This window comes from Hymenobacter sp. 102 (genome assembly GCF_049949205.1).
GTDB lineage: Bacteria > Bacteroidota > Bacteroidia > Cytophagales > Hymenobacteraceae > Hymenobacter.
This window is the reverse complement of the sequence record NZ_CP188172.1, coordinates 451897-467518: the sequence shown is the minus strand read 5'-3', so window position 1 is coordinate 467518 and position 15622 is coordinate 451897. Positions and strand designations below refer to the sequence as shown.

The 15622-nt window shown below is 60.8% G+C and carries 16 protein-coding genes; 9 read left to right on the top strand and 7 right to left on the bottom strand.

All coding sequences use genetic code 11. The annotated features are described in order from the left end of the window. Positions 1 to 48 precede the first annotated feature (48 nt). A complete protein-coding gene (locus ACN19L_RS02030; protein ID WP_426491888.1) occupies positions 49 to 2298 on the top strand; it encodes a gliding motility-associated C-terminal domain-containing protein in 2250 nt (749 codons plus the stop codon). Between the two features lie 98 nt (positions 2299 to 2396). Here ACN19L_RS02030 and ACN19L_RS02025 read toward each other — a convergent pair whose 3' ends face one another. The 3 genes from ACN19L_RS02025 to ACN19L_RS02015 all read right to left on the bottom strand — a co-directional run bounded on the left by ACN19L_RS02025 (position 2397) and on the right by ACN19L_RS02015 (position 3808). Further along, positions 2397 to 3041: a cytochrome c oxidase subunit 3 gene (locus tag ACN19L_RS02025; RefSeq protein ID WP_426491887.1), complete on the bottom strand. Its 645-nt coding sequence runs from the start codon at positions 3039 to 3041 to the stop codon at positions 2397 to 2399. Positions 3042 to 3234: 193 nt separating this feature from the next. Next, positions 3235 to 3582, bottom strand: coding sequence for a hypothetical protein (locus tag ACN19L_RS02020; RefSeq protein ID WP_426491886.1), 348 nt, complete (start codon positions 3580 to 3582; stop codon positions 3235 to 3237). Beyond that, complete coding sequence (locus tag ACN19L_RS02015) at positions 3575 to 3808, bottom strand: hypothetical protein (protein ID WP_426491885.1); 234 nt, start codon at positions 3806 to 3808, stop codon at positions 3575 to 3577. Before ACN19L_RS02015 ends, ACN19L_RS02020 begins: the two co-directional genes overlap by 8 nt. Before the next feature lie 210 nt (positions 3809 to 4018). Here ACN19L_RS02015 and ACN19L_RS02010 point away from each other — a divergent pair, with 210 nt between their 5' ends. The 4 genes from ACN19L_RS02010 (at position 4019) to ACN19L_RS01995 (ending at position 8348) form a co-directional block, all read left to right on the top strand. Continuing rightward, positions 4019 to 4813: a hypothetical protein gene (locus tag ACN19L_RS02010; protein WP_426491884.1), complete on the top strand. Its 795-nt coding sequence runs from the start codon at positions 4019 to 4021 to the stop codon at positions 4811 to 4813. A gap of 36 nt (positions 4814 to 4849) precedes the next feature. Further along, entirely contained in the window at positions 4850 to 5401 is a 552-nt protein-coding gene (locus tag ACN19L_RS02005) for a DUF4920 domain-containing protein (RefSeq protein WP_426491883.1), read from the top strand. Positions 5402 to 5604: 203 nt separating this feature from the next. Further along, entirely contained in the window at positions 5605 to 7722 is a 2118-nt protein-coding gene (ligA, locus tag ACN19L_RS02000; RefSeq protein WP_426491882.1) for an NAD-dependent DNA ligase LigA, read from the top strand. 170 nt (positions 7723 to 7892) lie between these two features. Next, a complete protein-coding gene (locus ACN19L_RS01995; RefSeq protein WP_426491881.1) occupies positions 7893 to 8348 on the top strand; it encodes a rhodanese-like domain-containing protein in 456 nt (151 codons plus the stop codon). Positions 8349 to 8626: 278 nt separating this feature from the next. On the opposite strand, the gene ACN19L_RS01990 is transcribed toward ACN19L_RS01995, so the two are convergent. Next, the gene (locus tag ACN19L_RS01990; RefSeq protein ID WP_426491880.1) at positions 8627 to 9556 is read right to left on the bottom strand and encodes a polysaccharide deacetylase family protein; all 930 of its coding nucleotides are present in this window, start codon (positions 9554 to 9556) and stop codon (positions 8627 to 8629) included. Between the two features lie 126 nt (positions 9557 to 9682). Between ACN19L_RS01990 and dapA the strand changes: the two genes are divergently transcribed. The 4 genes from dapA (at position 9683) to ACN19L_RS01970 (ending at position 12702) form a co-directional block, all read left to right on the top strand. Beyond that, entirely contained in the window at positions 9683 to 10552 is an 870-nt protein-coding gene (gene dapA, locus ACN19L_RS01985) for a 4-hydroxy-tetrahydrodipicolinate synthase (RefSeq protein ID WP_426491879.1), read from the top strand. Positions 10553 to 10557: 5 nt separating this feature from the next. Beyond that, positions 10558 to 11196: a hypothetical protein gene (locus tag ACN19L_RS01980; RefSeq protein ID WP_426491878.1), complete on the top strand. Its 639-nt coding sequence runs from the start codon at positions 10558 to 10560 to the stop codon at positions 11194 to 11196. Positions 11197 to 11466: 270 nt separating this feature from the next. Then, on the top strand, positions 11467 to 11919 hold the full coding sequence (locus tag ACN19L_RS01975) for a VOC family protein (protein WP_426491877.1): 453 nt from the start codon (positions 11467 to 11469) through the stop codon (positions 11917 to 11919). A gap of 28 nt (positions 11920 to 11947) precedes the next feature. Continuing rightward, positions 11948 to 12702, top strand: a protein-coding gene (locus ACN19L_RS01970) for an IS5 family transposase (RefSeq protein ID WP_426489868.1) whose coding sequence is annotated in 2 segments (ribosomal slippage) — positions 11948 to 12278 and positions 12278 to 12702 — 756 coding nt in all. Because the reading frame shifts where the segments join, the coding sequence is not laid out codon by codon here. A gap of 86 nt (positions 12703 to 12788) precedes the next feature. Here the strand turns inward: ACN19L_RS01970 and ACN19L_RS01965 are convergent. The 3 genes from ACN19L_RS01965 to ACN19L_RS01955 form a co-directional block, all read right to left on the bottom strand. Beyond that, complete coding sequence (locus ACN19L_RS01965; protein WP_426491876.1) at positions 12789 to 13316, bottom strand: hypothetical protein; 528 nt, start codon at positions 13314 to 13316, stop codon at positions 12789 to 12791. Between the two features lie 208 nt (positions 13317 to 13524). Continuing rightward, positions 13525 to 14262: a (Fe-S)-binding protein gene (locus tag ACN19L_RS01960; RefSeq protein ID WP_426491875.1), complete on the bottom strand. Its 738-nt coding sequence runs from the start codon at positions 14260 to 14262 to the stop codon at positions 13525 to 13527. A 316-nt stretch (positions 14263 to 14578) separates the two neighbouring features. Further along, positions 14579 to 15433: a hydroxymethylglutaryl-CoA lyase gene (locus ACN19L_RS01955; protein WP_426491874.1), complete on the bottom strand. Its 855-nt coding sequence runs from the start codon at positions 15431 to 15433 to the stop codon at positions 14579 to 14581. Positions 15434 to 15622 lie beyond the last annotated feature (189 nt).

Sequence of the window (15622 nt, the reverse complement as noted above, 5' to 3'; positions counted from 1 at the left end):
TGGCTAAAGTCGTTGTACCTTACTGGGGAGCTAGCTTTTTGTGCGCGTATGATGTCAACTTTACCTTCCTTTCTGCTTTCCGGCCGCTTTGTAGTGCTACTGCTAGTGTGCTGGCTGGCCGCGCCGGCGGCCCGGGCTACGCACATTGTGGGCGGGGAGCTGGACTTGCAGTACCTGAGTGGCAACTCCTACCAGCTGACCCTCAATCTGTACTTTGATGCGGTGAATGGCAACCCCGGAGCCCTGGACCCGCAGATGGTGGCCAGCATCTTTGAGAAAGGATCCAACCGGCGCATGATGAATGTGACCCTTTCCCAGCTCAACAACACGCTGGTAAGCTACACCAGCCCGGCCTGTGCCACCTCCGATCTGGTAACGCGCCGGATTGTGTACACCAGCACTATTGCCCTCCCGCCCCAGACCTACGCCAATGCCACCGGTTACTACGTGGCCGTGGAGCGCTGCTGCCGCAACAATACTATCAGCAACATTATCAATCCCGCCGGAGCTGCGCAAACATTTTACCTGGAGATTCCGCCGGTGGTACGCAATGGCGTGGCACTGCGCAACTCCACGCCCCGCATTTTTCCGCCCCTGAGCGACTATGCCTGCCGGGGCGAGCTGTTCTACTATAATTTCGGCGGGCAGGACGTGGATGGCGACTCATTGGTGTATGACCTGGCTACTCCACTCAACGGACACTCCACCACGGCCTTCCCAAATCCCGGCTTCGCTGACCCGGCTCCCTACGCGCCCATTTTCTGGGTGCCGGGCCTGAGCGAAACCTACCAGATTCCGGGCGCCCCCACCCTGCGGATTGGCCGGCAGAATGGCCGGCTGGAGGTGCGGCCCACTCAGCTGGGCCTGTTTGTGTTTGCCATCCGGTGCACGGAATACCGCAAAGGGGTACGCCTGGGGGAAGTACGGCGCGATTTTCAGCTCAAGGTCATCACCTGCGCCACCAACACCCGCCCCAAAGTACTGCTGCAACTGCCCGGGGCTACCCGCGCCTACCAACCCAGCCGGGACACGCTCCGCCTGACGCCGGGCAAAGACCGGTGCGTTACGCTGCGCTTCACCGATGCCGACCCTGCCTCCGCCCTGTCCCTGTCGCTGAGTCCGGTTAACTTTACCGGGGTGCTGCCTTCATTGAGTGTGCAGCAGGGCACGGTAAGGGCCCCCGGCGTGCCCGATACGGTGGTGTCGCGGCTGTGTTTTCCGGAGTGCTTCAACACCCGGGGCAAGGTCTTCCTGCTGGATGTAATAGTGGCCGATAATGGCTGCAGCCTGCCCAAGCGCGATACAGTGCGAGTGGCTTTCACCTCTGTGCCCGACCCTAACGGTGCTCCGGCCCTTACTACCACGGCTACTCCGCCCCTCCGCGCCCGCGTCGGCGACCTGATAACCTTTGACCTAGCGGCTACTGACCCCGACGGCGACCCGCTGACCCTGACCATGACGGGCCGGGGATTCGCGCCGGTGAACCTGGGTGCCGGCCTCACCCAGGGCAGTGCCGGCAAGCAACTGAATGGGCGCTTCAGCTGGCGGGTTGACTGCCGGGCCGTGGATAAACCCGTATATGAGTTTGAATTTACGGCGGCAGCCTCTCCCTGTAATGAGCGGCAGGCCACCACCGTAATCATTCCAATACAAATTGATTATCAGAATACGCCACCCGTCCTGCGTTCCAGCTTCCCCGCCTCCACTGCCGCCGACTCTGTTCTCGTTATTCGCCGGCCGCTGAATGGGGTATTTGAGGCCACGCTGGAGGGCACCGATATCGACCAGGATGCCCTGGTACTGGATGCCACTGGCAACGGCTTCGTCCTGGCTACCGCAGGCATGACGTTCACGCCCCGCAACGGCACCGGGGCCGCCAGCGCCACTTTCCGATGGGTAAGCAACTGTGAAGCCGTGCGGCGTAACGGGCTGGAAGTCACCTTTCAGTTGCAGGAAAGCACCTGCCGGCCGCAGCCCCGCGCCCGCAGGGTACGCTTTGTGGTGGAGCCGCCGGCGGTGCAGCCTTTTTTGCCCCCCAATATCATCACCCCCCACAACGCAGATGGCCTGAATGATGTGTTTACCCTTGATAACGCCCGGGCTAATCTCCCCCCTGATTTTTGCGACTCCAACTTCGCCGATATCCTGATTTTCTCGCGCTGGGGCAACCAAGTGTTTCGCACCACTAACCGGGCCTTTCGCTGGGATGGGGGCCAGCAGCCGTCGGGCGTGTATTTCTACCTGATTGAGTTTACGGACGGAAAGAAGTACAAGGGCACCGTAACTATTGCCGACTAGGCTCCGCACATTGCGCAAAAAAAGCCTCGGGCCAGGACCACCGGTTTTACCGGATTGATCCTGGCCCGAGGTCTTCTGGTAGTGAACAACGCGGGTTACTACAGGAACAGAAACGCGGCAAACAGGGCCAGCCACACCCCATCAATGAAGTGCCAGTACAGCGTTATCATGCGCAGCTGGAGCACGCGGTAGGGGTTACGGATAAACACCAGGCTGCGCACGGCGTCGCGGGAGGCGTGGTGAGTGCGTACCAGCAGCACCAGCAGAAACAACATCCCCCCCAGCACGTGCAGCACGTGCACCCCCGATATCAGGTACACAAATGTGCTGCTGGCCTCGCCGGTGAAGTTAAGTCCCTGCTGACTCAGCTCCTGCCAGCCTAGTAACTGCAGGCCGGAAAAAATACTGCTCAACAGGAATGTAGCCCCCAGACAGCGTGTCAGGGCCGATAGATTGTCTTGTGCGTACAGCCGCCGGCTCTGAGAAATAACGTAGGTACTCAGGAGCAGCACAAGGGTACTCAGCGAAAAGTAGCGGGGCAGCGCATACCCGTTGCCAATGGTTTCGCCGTTGCGCAGCCGCGTGTAGGCGTATGCTCCTACCAGCACCAGAAATAACGCTGAAATGCCCACCAGCCCTACATACAGCATCATCATCAACAGCGGCACGCGCTCCAGACGCTGGAAAGATGATGCCGGGCGGTTGGCCCCTACCTTGTTGCTGGGTTCAAAATCGGAATTCATGGTGGTAGAGCGGAGTTGCGTACGTGCTAGCAAACCAATTGCTTCCCCATTAGTTCCGGCCGGAGCACCCGGCACCTACCAGATGAGGCTTCTCCAAGGTACGTAAAAGTAGCCCGCGCCGACGTGCGTTTTTAGGGCGCTAACCACTGCCAAGCTGCAGGTCCGGTATCAGCACTGCTGGGCAGCCATTGGCTTACTCTTTCCGGAAGAAAGAGCCGATTTTACCCAGCACGGCGTTGAGTGTAATCTTGGCGGAGCGGCCCGCTCCGAAGGTTACGTAGGTTTTGCCACCCACCCGCAGGTCCAGCACCAGGCCCAGCTCGTGCGCCAAGTCGTTGAGCTGCTGCATGGGGTCGGGCCGGGGGCCGGTACGGGGCTCAGGCGGGGCGTTGGGGTCCTTGGGTGGGCCGCTGGTCAGCTTGTCCAGCACCCGTTGGCTAGGCAGGTTCACAATCAGGTAGCCCCCGGAGCCCGCCACCTGAATGTCGTCCCCATCGAGGCTGATGAGTAGCCGGGCCTCAACATCCAGCCCCTTAGCCAAGGCCGGGGGGCGTAACGGGTGGCAGCGCGTTGCTGGGCGGATTCTCGCCCCGGGTACGGATGCGCAACGAGCCATTGAGCCGCCAGGTAGTGGGCGTGGCCGGATTTTGGGGGTTGGGCACCTGCAGCTCCATCTGCTCGAAGTTCAGGGCCAGTTCTACGCCCCCGGAAAGCTTGGAAAGCAGGGAAGCCGCTGTGTCGGCCCAGGAAGTTGGTTGTTCAGGCATAATGAAAGGAGAGAATAACAGAAAAACCGCCGACGACCTCGTCGATGGTACACCGGCAAACGGCCGTTGCCGGGGCAAGTTACACGCTACAACTGGCAAGGCATTTGCCACTGCGGGGAAACCGGCGGCCCGCTGTACCGCCAGAATCCAAATACTGCAGGCTGCGTATGCAACCTCAACGGTTGGTTTGCCACCCATTTTTTCCTAGTTATGATTCGATTTGTTGCCGCGTTGGCCGTTTTACTGCCCACCCTCGCCCAGGCTCAGACGCCTGCCCCCACCCCCGAGTGCCAGGCCCCCTTTGGCCTCCACGACAATATGGAGCGCGTGTACCAGTTGCAGGATGGGAGCGGCAAACCCGCCGGCACCATCCGGCAGCGCGTGGTGAGCATGGGCTCCGAGCAGAATAAAAAGAAAACCATTACTACTGGCACCGTGCTGCTCAAGCAAGGCCTCTACGATGCCAAAAACCGCCTGTTACACCAGCAGGACCTTACGTTCCGTTGTCGCCAGGATACGGCCTTCACCGATGGTATGGCCCTGCTGGAACCCACGGCCCTGCGCTCCTTCCGCGACCGGCTGTTTGCCTATACGCCCATGCCCATTGCCTGGCCCAACCGCCCCACCGTGGGCAGCAGCCTGCCCGGCGGCGGGGTGAACGTGCAGGTTAGCAGCACGGCCGTGAGCATTGCCACCGTAAATGCCGTAGTGCAGAATCGCAAAATCACGGGCACGGAGGCGGTAACTACGCCCGCCGGCACGTTTCAGTGCTACAAGGTGGAAGGCCAGCAGGAAATTTCGACCATTGCCCGGGCCGATATGGTGATGCGCGACGCGCTGCGGGTGGTGCAGTTCTACGCACCGGAGGTGGGCGTAGTCAAAACCGAACTGTATGACAAAAAAGGTAAGCTCAGCCAAGTACAACTCCTGACGGCCATCAACAGTGGTATGGCTACCCAGGGTCCGCAGAAAGTGAAAGAGAAAGTCAAGGTGAAAAAATCGTAAATTCAGGCCTCCAATCACTTCATCCCGTTGCCTGCTATGCGCACTTTCCTCTCATTGAGTGTACCGGCCATTACCCTGGCGCTAAGCCTGCCCGTAAGCGTATCGGCCCAGAAAAAGTCGACTAAAGTAGCCGAAGCCTGCGACGACAAGGCTGAAACCGCCGCCCAGGCCAAAGCCCAAACCGTGGCTCCCGGCACCATTTACGGCGCTGGCTTTGCTGCAGCGAAGGCCCGACCGGTGGGCGAAGTGCGGCAGCTGCTGGGCAGCCGCAGCTCGGCCCCACTCACGCTGGTGGGCAAGGCCGATGCCGTGTGCCAGGCCAAAGGCTGCTGGCTGACGCTGGCGTTGCCCGATGGCCAGAAGATGCGGGTGAAGTTTAAGGATTACGCCTTCTTCGTACCCAAGGACATTGCCGGCCGCACCGTGGTGGTCAACGGCATTGCCCAGCGCGAAGTGGTATCGGTAGCGGCCCAGCAGCACTACGCCAAGGATGCCGGCAAATCGGCCCAGGAAATTGCCGCCATTACCAAACCCCAGGAGCAGCTCAATTTCGAAGCTGATGGAGTCCTGATTCAGGGCCAGCTTTAAGATTTTTAACTCCTATTCCAGAGCCCTGGCCCTTTCCGGCCGGGGCTTTCTTTTTTCGCGTAGTGTCTCGGGGTGGAAGGCGCAGTGGTTCGCAGTGGCCGTTCACTGCGAACCACTGCGCCTTCCACCCCGAGACACTACGCGAAACCGGGCCCAAAAACCCGCTACTTTGTAGCTTGCAGCCCTAATCCGCCCCGCGCATCATGACCGAACTTCAGCAACAGATAACCGCCCTCACCGAGCGCCTCCACCACCTCAACTACCAATACTACCAGCGCGACATCAGCGAGGTATCGGACCAGGAATTTGATGAGTTGCTGGCGCAGCTGGCCCAGCTGGAGCAGCAGTACCCCGACCTGGCCCACCCCAACTCCCCCACGCAGCGCGTGGGCGGCACCATCACCAAGCAGTTCCCCACGGCCGAGCACCGCTACCCCATGCTCAGCCTGGGCAACACCTACTCCGAAGCCGACCTGCGCGAGTTCGACGAGCGGGTGCGCCGGGGCCTGGAAGGGGCCGACGTGGCCTACGTGTGCGAGCTGAAGTTCGACGGCGTGGCCATGAGCCTCACCTACCAGCAGGGTCAGCTCACGCAGGGCGTTACGCGCGGCGACGGTACCCGCGGCGACGTGGTGACCAGCAACGTACGCACCATCCGGAACCTGCCCCTGCACCTGCGCCCCGAGGGCGCGCCCCAGCCCCCCGAGTTTGAGGTGCGCGGCGAGATTTTCATGCCCCTGCCCGTATTCGCGGAGCTGAACCAGGAGCGCGAAGCCAACGGCGAGGCCCTGCTGGCTAACCCGCGCAACGCCGCCTCGGGCGCGCTCAAGCTCCAGGATTCGGCCCAGGTGGCGGCCCGCCGGCTGCGCTTCTACGCCTATTCCTTCCTGATGCCCGGCCGCAACCAGTTCCCCACCCACAGCGCCTCGCTGGAAGCCCTGCGCGCCTGGGGCCTGCCCGTATCGGATACCTGGCGGCTGTGCGGCACGATTGAGGAAGTGCTGGACTTCGTGCATCAGTGGGACAAAAAGCGGTTTGAGCTGCCCGTAGCTACGGACGGTATTGTGATTAAGGTGGACGATTTTCGCCAGCAGGAGCTGCTGGGCTTCACGGCCAAAAGCCCCCGCTGGGCCATTGCCTACAAGTACCCCGCCGAGGCCGGCCGCACCCGTTTGCAGGCCATTCAGTACCAGGTGGGCCGCACCGGGGCCGTTACGCCGGTGGCCCTGCTGGAGCCCGTGCCCCTGGCGGGCACCGTGGTGAAGCGCGCCTCGGTGCACAACGCCAACCAGATTGCCGCCCTCGATTTGCGCCTCGGCGACATGGTGTTCGTGGAGAAGGGCGGCGAGATTATCCCGAAGATTACCGGCGTGGACGTAGCCGCCCGCCCCGCCGAAAGTCAGCCCATTGTGTATCCCACCGAGTGCCCGGCCTGCGGTACGCCGCTGATCCGGCCCGAGGGCGAGGCCCATTTCCGCTGCCCCAACGACCGGGGCTGCCCGCCCCAGCGCAAGGCCAAGCTGGAGCACTTTGTGTCGCGCAAGGCCCTGAACATCGACGGGCTGGGAGCCGAAACCGTGGGCCGCTTCTTCGACCTAGGGCTAGTGACGGACGCCGCCTCGCTCTACGACCTGCCCGCTAAAGCCGCCGAGCTGGCCCAGCTGGACCGCATGGGCGAAAAATCGGTGCAGCGGCTCATGGCCGGGCTCGAAGCCAGCAAGCAGGTGCCTTTTGATCGGGTGCTGTTCGGGCTGGGCATCCGGTACGTGGGCGAGACCGTGGCCGAGAAACTGGTGAACCACTACCGCACTGTGGAGGCCCTGGCCGCCGCCACGGCCACCGACCTAGCCGCCGTGCCCGAGGTGGGCGGCGTCATTGCCGAATCGGCGGCGGCCTGGTTCCAGGAGCCCGCCAACCGGCAGCTGCTGGAGCGGTTGCAGGCCGCCGGGTTGCAGCTAGCCCTCACCGGCGAGGCCCCGCAGCCCCAGAGCGACCGGCTGGCGGGCCTCACGTTTGTGCTGTCGGGGGTGTTTGAGCAGCACAGCCGCGAGGAGTTGCAGCATTTGATTGAGCAGCACGGCGGCAAAATCACGGGCAGCATCAGCAAGAAGCTCAGCTACTTGGTGGCCGGCGACAAAATGGGCCCCGCCAAGCGCGAAAAAGCCACTTCGCTCAACGTCCCCATCATTGGCGAAACCGACCTGCTGGCCATGCTCCCCACCGCCACCGACGAGGCCGAAACCCCGGAGGAACAGCAGCAGCCCGCCGCCCCGGCCCCCCAGCCCAAAGCCGATGCTGGTCAGCAAACCAGCCTGTTCTAAGCAAAAGGCCGGTAGTAGAGCCTGACGGTCTGTTTCCTTCCTGAATCCGTTCCGGCAACTTGCAACCTCTGTCTGCTATTGTTCGGACATCATTTCCCCGGCAGGCAACGATTTCTGCTGAGCACTTGTCTTTCAATCAGTTTCGTCCATCTCCTTCATCCAGCTACCCTATGCTCCGCTATTCGCTTACCCTCGCTTTTGCTGTGGCCTCATTGAGCGCCATGGCGCAAACCAATGTGGTTCAAGATGCTAAGCTGGCTTCTCCTCTCCCCAAGAATGTCGCACTTCGGGGTGAAACGGCCGTCGTTGCCGCTCCGGCCGTTACCAAAATTCCGCCCCAGAAAGCCAAGGTTCTGCTCCAGCAACCCGGCACGGTACTGCTCGACGTGCGTACTCCGGAGGAATTCGCCGCCGGCCACCTTGCCGGGGCCGAAAACCTCAACTTCAACTCCCCTGATTTCGCCTCCCGCCTCGCGTCGCTCGACCCCAACAAGGTGTATGTGCTATACTGCCGCTCCGGCAACCGCAGCAACCAAGCTGGTTTGGTAATGCAGGACAAAGGTTTTAAGAAAGTGCTGAATGCCGGTGGCTACGAGGAGTTGAAGAAACAGGATGTCAAAAAGTAGAACCGTCTGTCATGGCGAGGCTAAGCCGAGGCAATTTCTACTTCTTAAAATCAGAGGCTGCTGAATTCGCCAAGCGCTTGATGCCAACCCGATTGTAGGCGTGAGACGCGAAGGGTCGCGTCTCTACATGCAAACAGCCCCCTTCGTGCGTACGAAGGGGGCTGTTTGCGTAGGTCTAAACTTTACTCTGGAAAAAGGACGGACTATGTTGGCCCGCGCCCTCGCAATGATTGCGGCTTGTCTGTCTCGTTTCTCATAGCTCGCCTCTCGCTTCTACCCTAGAAGCTCTGCACGATGCTGTTGTGCAGGGTGCGGGGGCTCCAGTAGCCGCTGGCAATAATGCGGCGGATGGTGTAGAGCGGGTCCTGCTGGTCGCGCTTCTCGGCCAGGATGAAGGCCGCATCCATGCCGCGTTTCTTCAGCTCGGGGATGGACTCGGGGCGCCACAGGCCGAAGGGATAGGCGAAGTAGTTGATTTTCTTGCCGGTAATTTCTTCGAGCTTTTTGGTGGGTTCCTCAATCTGCGTCACCCAGTCCTTGCCCTCGTACTTCTTCACGTTGTGGTGGTCCCAGGTGTGCGAGCCGATGACGTTGCCTTCGTCCGAGAGCTGCTTTACCTGCTCCTTGCTCATGTAGTTGGGCCGGCCCAGGCTCACCGTCATGATGAAGTACACGGCTTTATAGCCGTACTTATCGAGGGTGGGACGGGCTACCGTGAACTGGTCGAGGTCGGTGTCGTCGAAGGTCAGCATAATGGGCTTGCTGGGCAGGGCCGCGCCGGTGGTGAGGTAGGCGTAGAGCTGATCGGGCAGGATGGTGTGGTAGCCCGAATCGGCCAGCATCTTGATCTGGGCCTTAAACTGCTCTACGGGCACGATGTAATCCTTGGCCCCTTTCGAGTCCTTGGCGCGCCAGTCGCGGATTTGGTGGTAGCACAGAATGGGCACCTGGGGGCGGGCCAGCACGGTGGCGGCATCGGCGCGCTGGCCGGCGGGGATGGTAGCAGGGCTGCCGGCACTGGTGCTAGCGGCCGAGGCGTTGCCGGCCGTGGGCGTGGCGGCGGTACTGGCCGAGTCGGCCGCATCCTGGGCTTTGTTGGCTACGGCAGAAGCCTCGGAGGCCGTGGCGTTTTTGGCATCGTTGCAGGCGCTGAGGGCGCCCAGGGTAGCCAGCGCGGCGGCCAGCACGGGGTACTTAGGGAAGTTCATGAAGAAGGATAACGCGGCCCGAGAGGCTCCGAACCGTACTTTTAAAGATGAGAGGCCGACCTTGGGCGCAGGGTGCGTATCTTCGCCGCGGGTCTTCCCTCTACAAATCAACCGCTAATTTTCCGCATGGACAACCTTCGTGGTACCGGCGTCGCCCTCGTCACCCCCTTCACTCCCACCCCCGACCGTGCCGTGGACTACCCGGCCCTGCGTCGGCTGATTGATTTCACCCTCGAAGGCGGGGTGGAATACCTCGTTATCAACGGCACCACGGCCGAGTCGCCGACCCTCACCACCGAGGAAAGGGCCGAAATCCTGCGCGTTGCCAAGGAGCACGTAGCGGGCCGCGTGCCCCTGGTGTACGGCATTGGCGGCAACGACACGGCCGCCGTGGAGCGCACCATCCGCAGCACCGACCTCACGGGCATTGCGGCCCTGCTCTCGGCTTCGCCCTACTACAACAAGCCTACCCAGCGCGGCATTATTGCGCATTACCAGCGCGTGGCCGATGCCTCGCCGGTGCCGGTGCTGCTCTACAACGTGCCCGGCCGCACTAGCTCCAACCTCACGGCCGCTACCACTCTGGAGTTGGCTAAGCACCCCAACATCATCGGCATCAAAGAGGCCAGCGGTAACCTGGAACAGTGCATTACCATTGCCGCCGCCAAACCCGACGATTTCCTGCTGATTTCCGGCGACGACATAATGACGACTTCGCTCATCAGCTTCGGGGCCGTGGGCATCATTTCGGTGCTGGCCAACGCCTTCCCCCGCCGCTTCTCCGACATGACCCGTGCCGCCCTGGCCGGCGACTTCCCGGCCGCGTCCAAGCTGTTGTTCGGCTTCGTGGAGCTGAACCCGCTGATGTACGAGGAAAGCAACCCCGTCGGCGTGAAAGCCGCCCTGGCCGCCCAGGGCCTCTGCGCCGATGCCGTGCGCCTGCCGCTGGTAGAAGGCTCGGAGGGGCTGAAGGAGCGAATCAGCGTATTGCTGTAAGCGAAGTGGAAGCCGCCAATAGCCTATTCCTGGTAGGGTTTTATGGCTGCGTGGCTGGCTTGACCAAAGTTCGCCTGCTTCGGCAAAAGCCCCATCTTCTCCGGTTTGTTCACTGGAGCAGTTGGGGCTTTTCGTTGCTGTTAGCAGTAGTTTATGCAGGCGGAAAAATATCCTTACGCGGGCAATGGCTTGAGATACTACCTGTTGCAGTAGCATGGGTAGCCGCCGGCAGCTACTTCCTGTTGCGCCGCAAGCACATGAGCTGGGCCGGCAAGCTCTATTTTGGCAGTTGGTTTTCGTATCCTTTATTGATGGCCGGGGCCTTTTTACTCGACCGGATATTTTTCCTTGTGATATCAGCTCCGGTTTTCGCCCTGCTCCCGCAAACCGATATGTACCGGCAGGGCGAGTACACCTTTCGCAGTGCCAACACTCCGTTGGGGCCACCCCGCGTGGCGCTGGTTACAACTTGTGCGGGCATATTTGAGCGACATAACGGCACCTCTGTTGACTTGGAAGCGGCCCAGTTTACTGCCCTTGACTCCGCGGTGACCCTGCACATCTTACTGTCGCCTCACCCTGATACCACTACGGTCCTGATTTCAACTCAGAGTCGTCAATTCAAGGCGCAGTTCGCTCAGTGAATCACCTTGACCCGGTTGCTATTCGCTAACGCTAGGATAAAGACGGTACAACCTCAGCATAGCAGCCAGCCCAACGGCCCTAGCAGACTCCAGACTGGCATGCCGGCCGCAAAACTGTAGTACTCCACGCAGTAAAAACTGAAATATTCACCAGTGCGCCCCGCTGAAAGCCCCGGACCTTTGTGCTTCGTCAGCTGCTGCGGCCTCAGTAGCCCTGCTACCCGCCCAACATTTGGCAGCCGACGATTTATCCTGACACAAAGTACCCACATGCAGAACCCGCAGCTGCCGTTACCGGCAAAAAATCCAGCAGGCAGTAATGGTACCATGCGCGCCGCCCACGTAGGCCTGCGCACGGCCCATTACACTGACACCCTCAACTGGTATACCGAAAAATTAGGCTTCCGCATACTCAAAGAATGGACCGTCGGGAGCCTGCGGCTGGCCTTCCTGGCACCGGCCAACGACGACGCCTTCTGGCTGGAAGTAGTGTGCGAAGCCGCCACGGATTCAACGCTGCCGCCGGCCCTGCCAGTTACAGCCGGCTTCCATCATCTTTGCCTGGAAGTGGATGATCTGGACGCCACGTTAGCGGACCTGCGGAAAAAAGGGGTGCCCGTTGTGCGGGAGTCATTCGAGGTGCCGGCTATTGGCAAGCGTTGCGGCTTCGTCACGGACCTGCACGGCAACATCCTGGAGTTTGCCGAGGACATGGCCCACTAGGAAGTGTTAACAGTGGTTATCTTGCGTTATGGAGCAGATGTTGACAGATGCACAGTGGGGGCGGTTGGCGCCGTTATTGCCGGGCCGGCCGGGCACCAGCGGTGGGCGGGGCCGGGACAACCGGCAGTTCGTGGAAGCCGTGCTGTGGCTGGCGCGTAACGGGGCGCGGTGGCGGGCCCTGCCCGCCGAGCGGGGCAACTGGCACACGACGTACACGCGCTTCCAGCGCTGGGCGGCCTCGGGCGTGTGGCAACGCGTGTTCGAAGCCGTGCAGGACGAGGCGGCGCTGCATACGCTGCTGGTCGATTCCACCACCGTACGGGCGCACCAGCACGCGAGCGGGGCGCGCAAAAAAACGGGCCGCAAGCCCTCGGGCGCAGCCGCGGTGGACTGACCACCAAGCTGCACGTGGCGGCCGACGCTCGGGGCCGCCTGCGGCGCTGCCGGCTCACAGCGGGCCAGCGCCACGACGCGCCGCAAGCCCTGCCGCTGCTCGACGGGTTCGCCCCGACCTGGCTCATCGCCGACCGCGGCTACGACTCAGACCCGCTGGTGGCCGACCTGGCCCGCCGCGGCACGCAAGCCGTCATTCCGCCCCGGCGCAAGCGTCGGTATCCCCGGGCCTATGACCCGCTGCGCTACGCCCAACGGCACCCGGTCGAACGGCTGTTCAGCCGCCTCAAGCAGTTTCGCCGCCTGGCCACACGCTACGACAAGCTGGATGCTCATTTCCTGGCCTTTATTCACCTCGCCGCAACCGTGCTCTGGTTGCGTGACTGTTAACACGCCCTAGTCATCGTCAGACCATTCATCCTTCGAATATGTAGATTAACCGTTTTGAGAATTGGCTAAGCAACCTCTCGAAACGGTTAACTCCCAAAATACTCATTGCCGTTAAACTGATTTGTTACGGTCGCGGATACTAGTTCGAGCCGCATCCGCTTACCGTCAATGGTCACGTAATCCAACCTTATAAATCCATAGAGAGGGTGAAACAGCAGATCCAGCGTAGAGCAGCCCTGGGCACAGCGAGCCACGGCCGTTACGCGTTGGCAGGTGAGCCGGCCAAGCCGGGTAGTTACGGTTTGTTCACCAACTGTCCGATAGTGGGTTTTGACCAGCATATCACCTTCCCAAACTGCCCAGGCTGGATTTGCATACTGAGAGCCCACCCCTAACTCCCAGTCCCATTCCTGCCCCTTCTTGCAGGGCTTCTTCACCTCCGGAAAAGGACTCAGCTCCAGAATAGCGTACTGATTAAAACGCGGTGGATGAATCCAGACGCCATCCACACTTTCCTTTACACCGGTGAAATTAGTAGTCCTATTTCTCCGATCAGCCCAGCTAATGGCTTTTTGCGCGGAATCCGAGTTCCATGCGCGGCCGGTTGAAGTCAATACTATAGTATCCACTGCGACAGATTGCCCGACGGTATCACGTGTCACCAAGTACACAAACTCCTTATTTCTGGTGTAAATAGCAGGCTCCTGTGTCACTGGTAGCTCAGCCGTATTCTGGCTGCAGGCTACCACCATCCAAATACCAAGCAACAGGATACAGATTCGCTTTCTATAAATCACCTGAAAATTCGTCTAAATCCTTGATTTACCAGCCACTGGCCAGCACATCGGCTACGTGCAGGGTTTTGAGGGGCTTTTTCTCGCGGCGGATGTATGCGTCGAGGTGCATGAGGCAGCTGGTGTCGGTGCTGATGAGGTAGTCGGCACCGGTGGCCAAGGCATGCTCCACCTTCTGTTCGGCCATAGCCACCGAAATAGCTTCGAACTTCACGGCGAAGGTGCCACCGAAGCCGCAGCAGGTTTCAGTCTCGGCCATTTCCAGCCGCTCCAGGCCCGGCACGGCATCCAGCAGCTGGCGCGGGGCTTCGCGGATGCCACACTCGCGCAAAGCAGAGCAGGAGTCATGGTAAGTGTACTTGCCGCTGAGCCGGGCCTGCGGAATCGACTTCACGCCCAGCACGTCCACCAGAAACTCGGTCAGCTCATAGGCCCGGCGCTGCACCCCGTGGTAACGGCCCGAGTCGGGCGTGCCCTCGAATAAATCGGCGTAGGTGTTGCGCACCATGCCAATGCAGGAGGCCGAGGGGCTCACGATGTAGTGCTCCTGCTCAGTGGGGAAATCGGCCAGGAACTTGCGGGCCACCTCACAGCTCTGCTCCTTATAGCCGGCGTTGTAGGCGGGCTGGCCGCAGCACGTCTGGTTGGCGTTGTAGTGCACCTGGCAGCCTACCGCCTCCAGCACCTTCACCATGTTCAGGGCCGTATGCGGGAAAAGCTGGTCAATAAAGCAGGGAATGAACAGATCGACTTGAGGGGCTGGCATAAAGAGCAGAAACTGTTGAAGCGTAAGAAAGAACGTAGAGGAACAGATACAGCTGAGCAGGCTCGAGCTACGAATAAAACATGCCTATTAGTGTTCCAAGTAAGTACTTACAAGCTACGTCTTCTGACTCGAAGCTATATAGATTCGTTTTTTGCCCCCGTTCACTGTAATATACTTCCCACAACTGACCATTCTGATTTAAGCACATCACTTCATTAGGAAGACCACCGCCTAAATCATAAGCGTCAGGGCGAATCCTCATCCTTATAAGAATTTGATCTAAATCCGAAATGGTCATCTGAAGTAGCTCACATCATTAATGCCCCGCAAATATGCGCTGATTCCACGCGAGTGCCTCAGCCAGGGCCTCCTGATTCAGCTCCGGCGCGGCACCTACTTCAGCGGCGAAGTCCAGGAGCCGTTCGGTGGGCATGTTGCCGGTAAGCTCATCGGCCGCCATGGGGCAGCCGCCGTAGCCGCCCAGCGCGCCGTCGAAGTGGCGGCAGCCGGCCTCGTAGGCGGCCTGCACCTTCTCGCGCCAGGTGGCGGGCGTGGTATGCAGGTGCGCCCCGAAGCGGATGTGCGGGTAAGCGGCGGTCAGCTCCCGGAAGGCGGGGGCAATGGTGGCCGGGGTGCTGGCCCCAATGGTATCCGACAACGCCACGATGCCCACGCCCAGCGCATCGAGCCGCTGGGTGAACTCGCCCAGCACGGCGGGGCTCCAGGCGTCGCCGTAGGGGTTGCCGAAGCCCATGCTCAGGTACACCACCTGCTCCTGCCCAGTGCGGGCGCTCAGCTCCTGCATCCGGGCCACGTCGTCGAGGGCTTGGGCAATGCTCTTGTTGGTGTTACGCTGCTGGAAGGTTTCGGAAACCGACAGCGGGAAGCCGATAAACCGGATCTGCGTATGCTGGGCCGCGGTTTCGGCCCCGCGCAGGTTGGCCACAATGGCCAGCAGCTGGGTTTTGGATTGGCTCAGGTCGAGGCCCGCCAGCACCTCGGCCGTGTCAGCCAGCTGCGGAATGGCCTTCGGCGACACGAAAGAGCCAAAGTCGAGCGTATCAAACCCCACCCGCAGCAGCGTGTTGAGGTAGCTGATTTTATCGGCGGTAGGGATAAACGTGGGCCAGCCCTGCATGGCGTCGCGCGGGCATTCGGTGAGGTGGAGCATGGGTGGAAAGGGTGGTGAAGTTGCGAAGGTACTGGCTTCCGTCATTGCGAGGAAGCACGACGAAGCAATCCGTCCTTTTCAGGGGACCAATCTTCAACCTATTCAAAAGCCCCTGATGCAGGTGCTTCTGGAGTCATCCGTTCGCAACCACTTTCAAAAGCCCGGCTCCCATACTTCCCCACAGGTTAA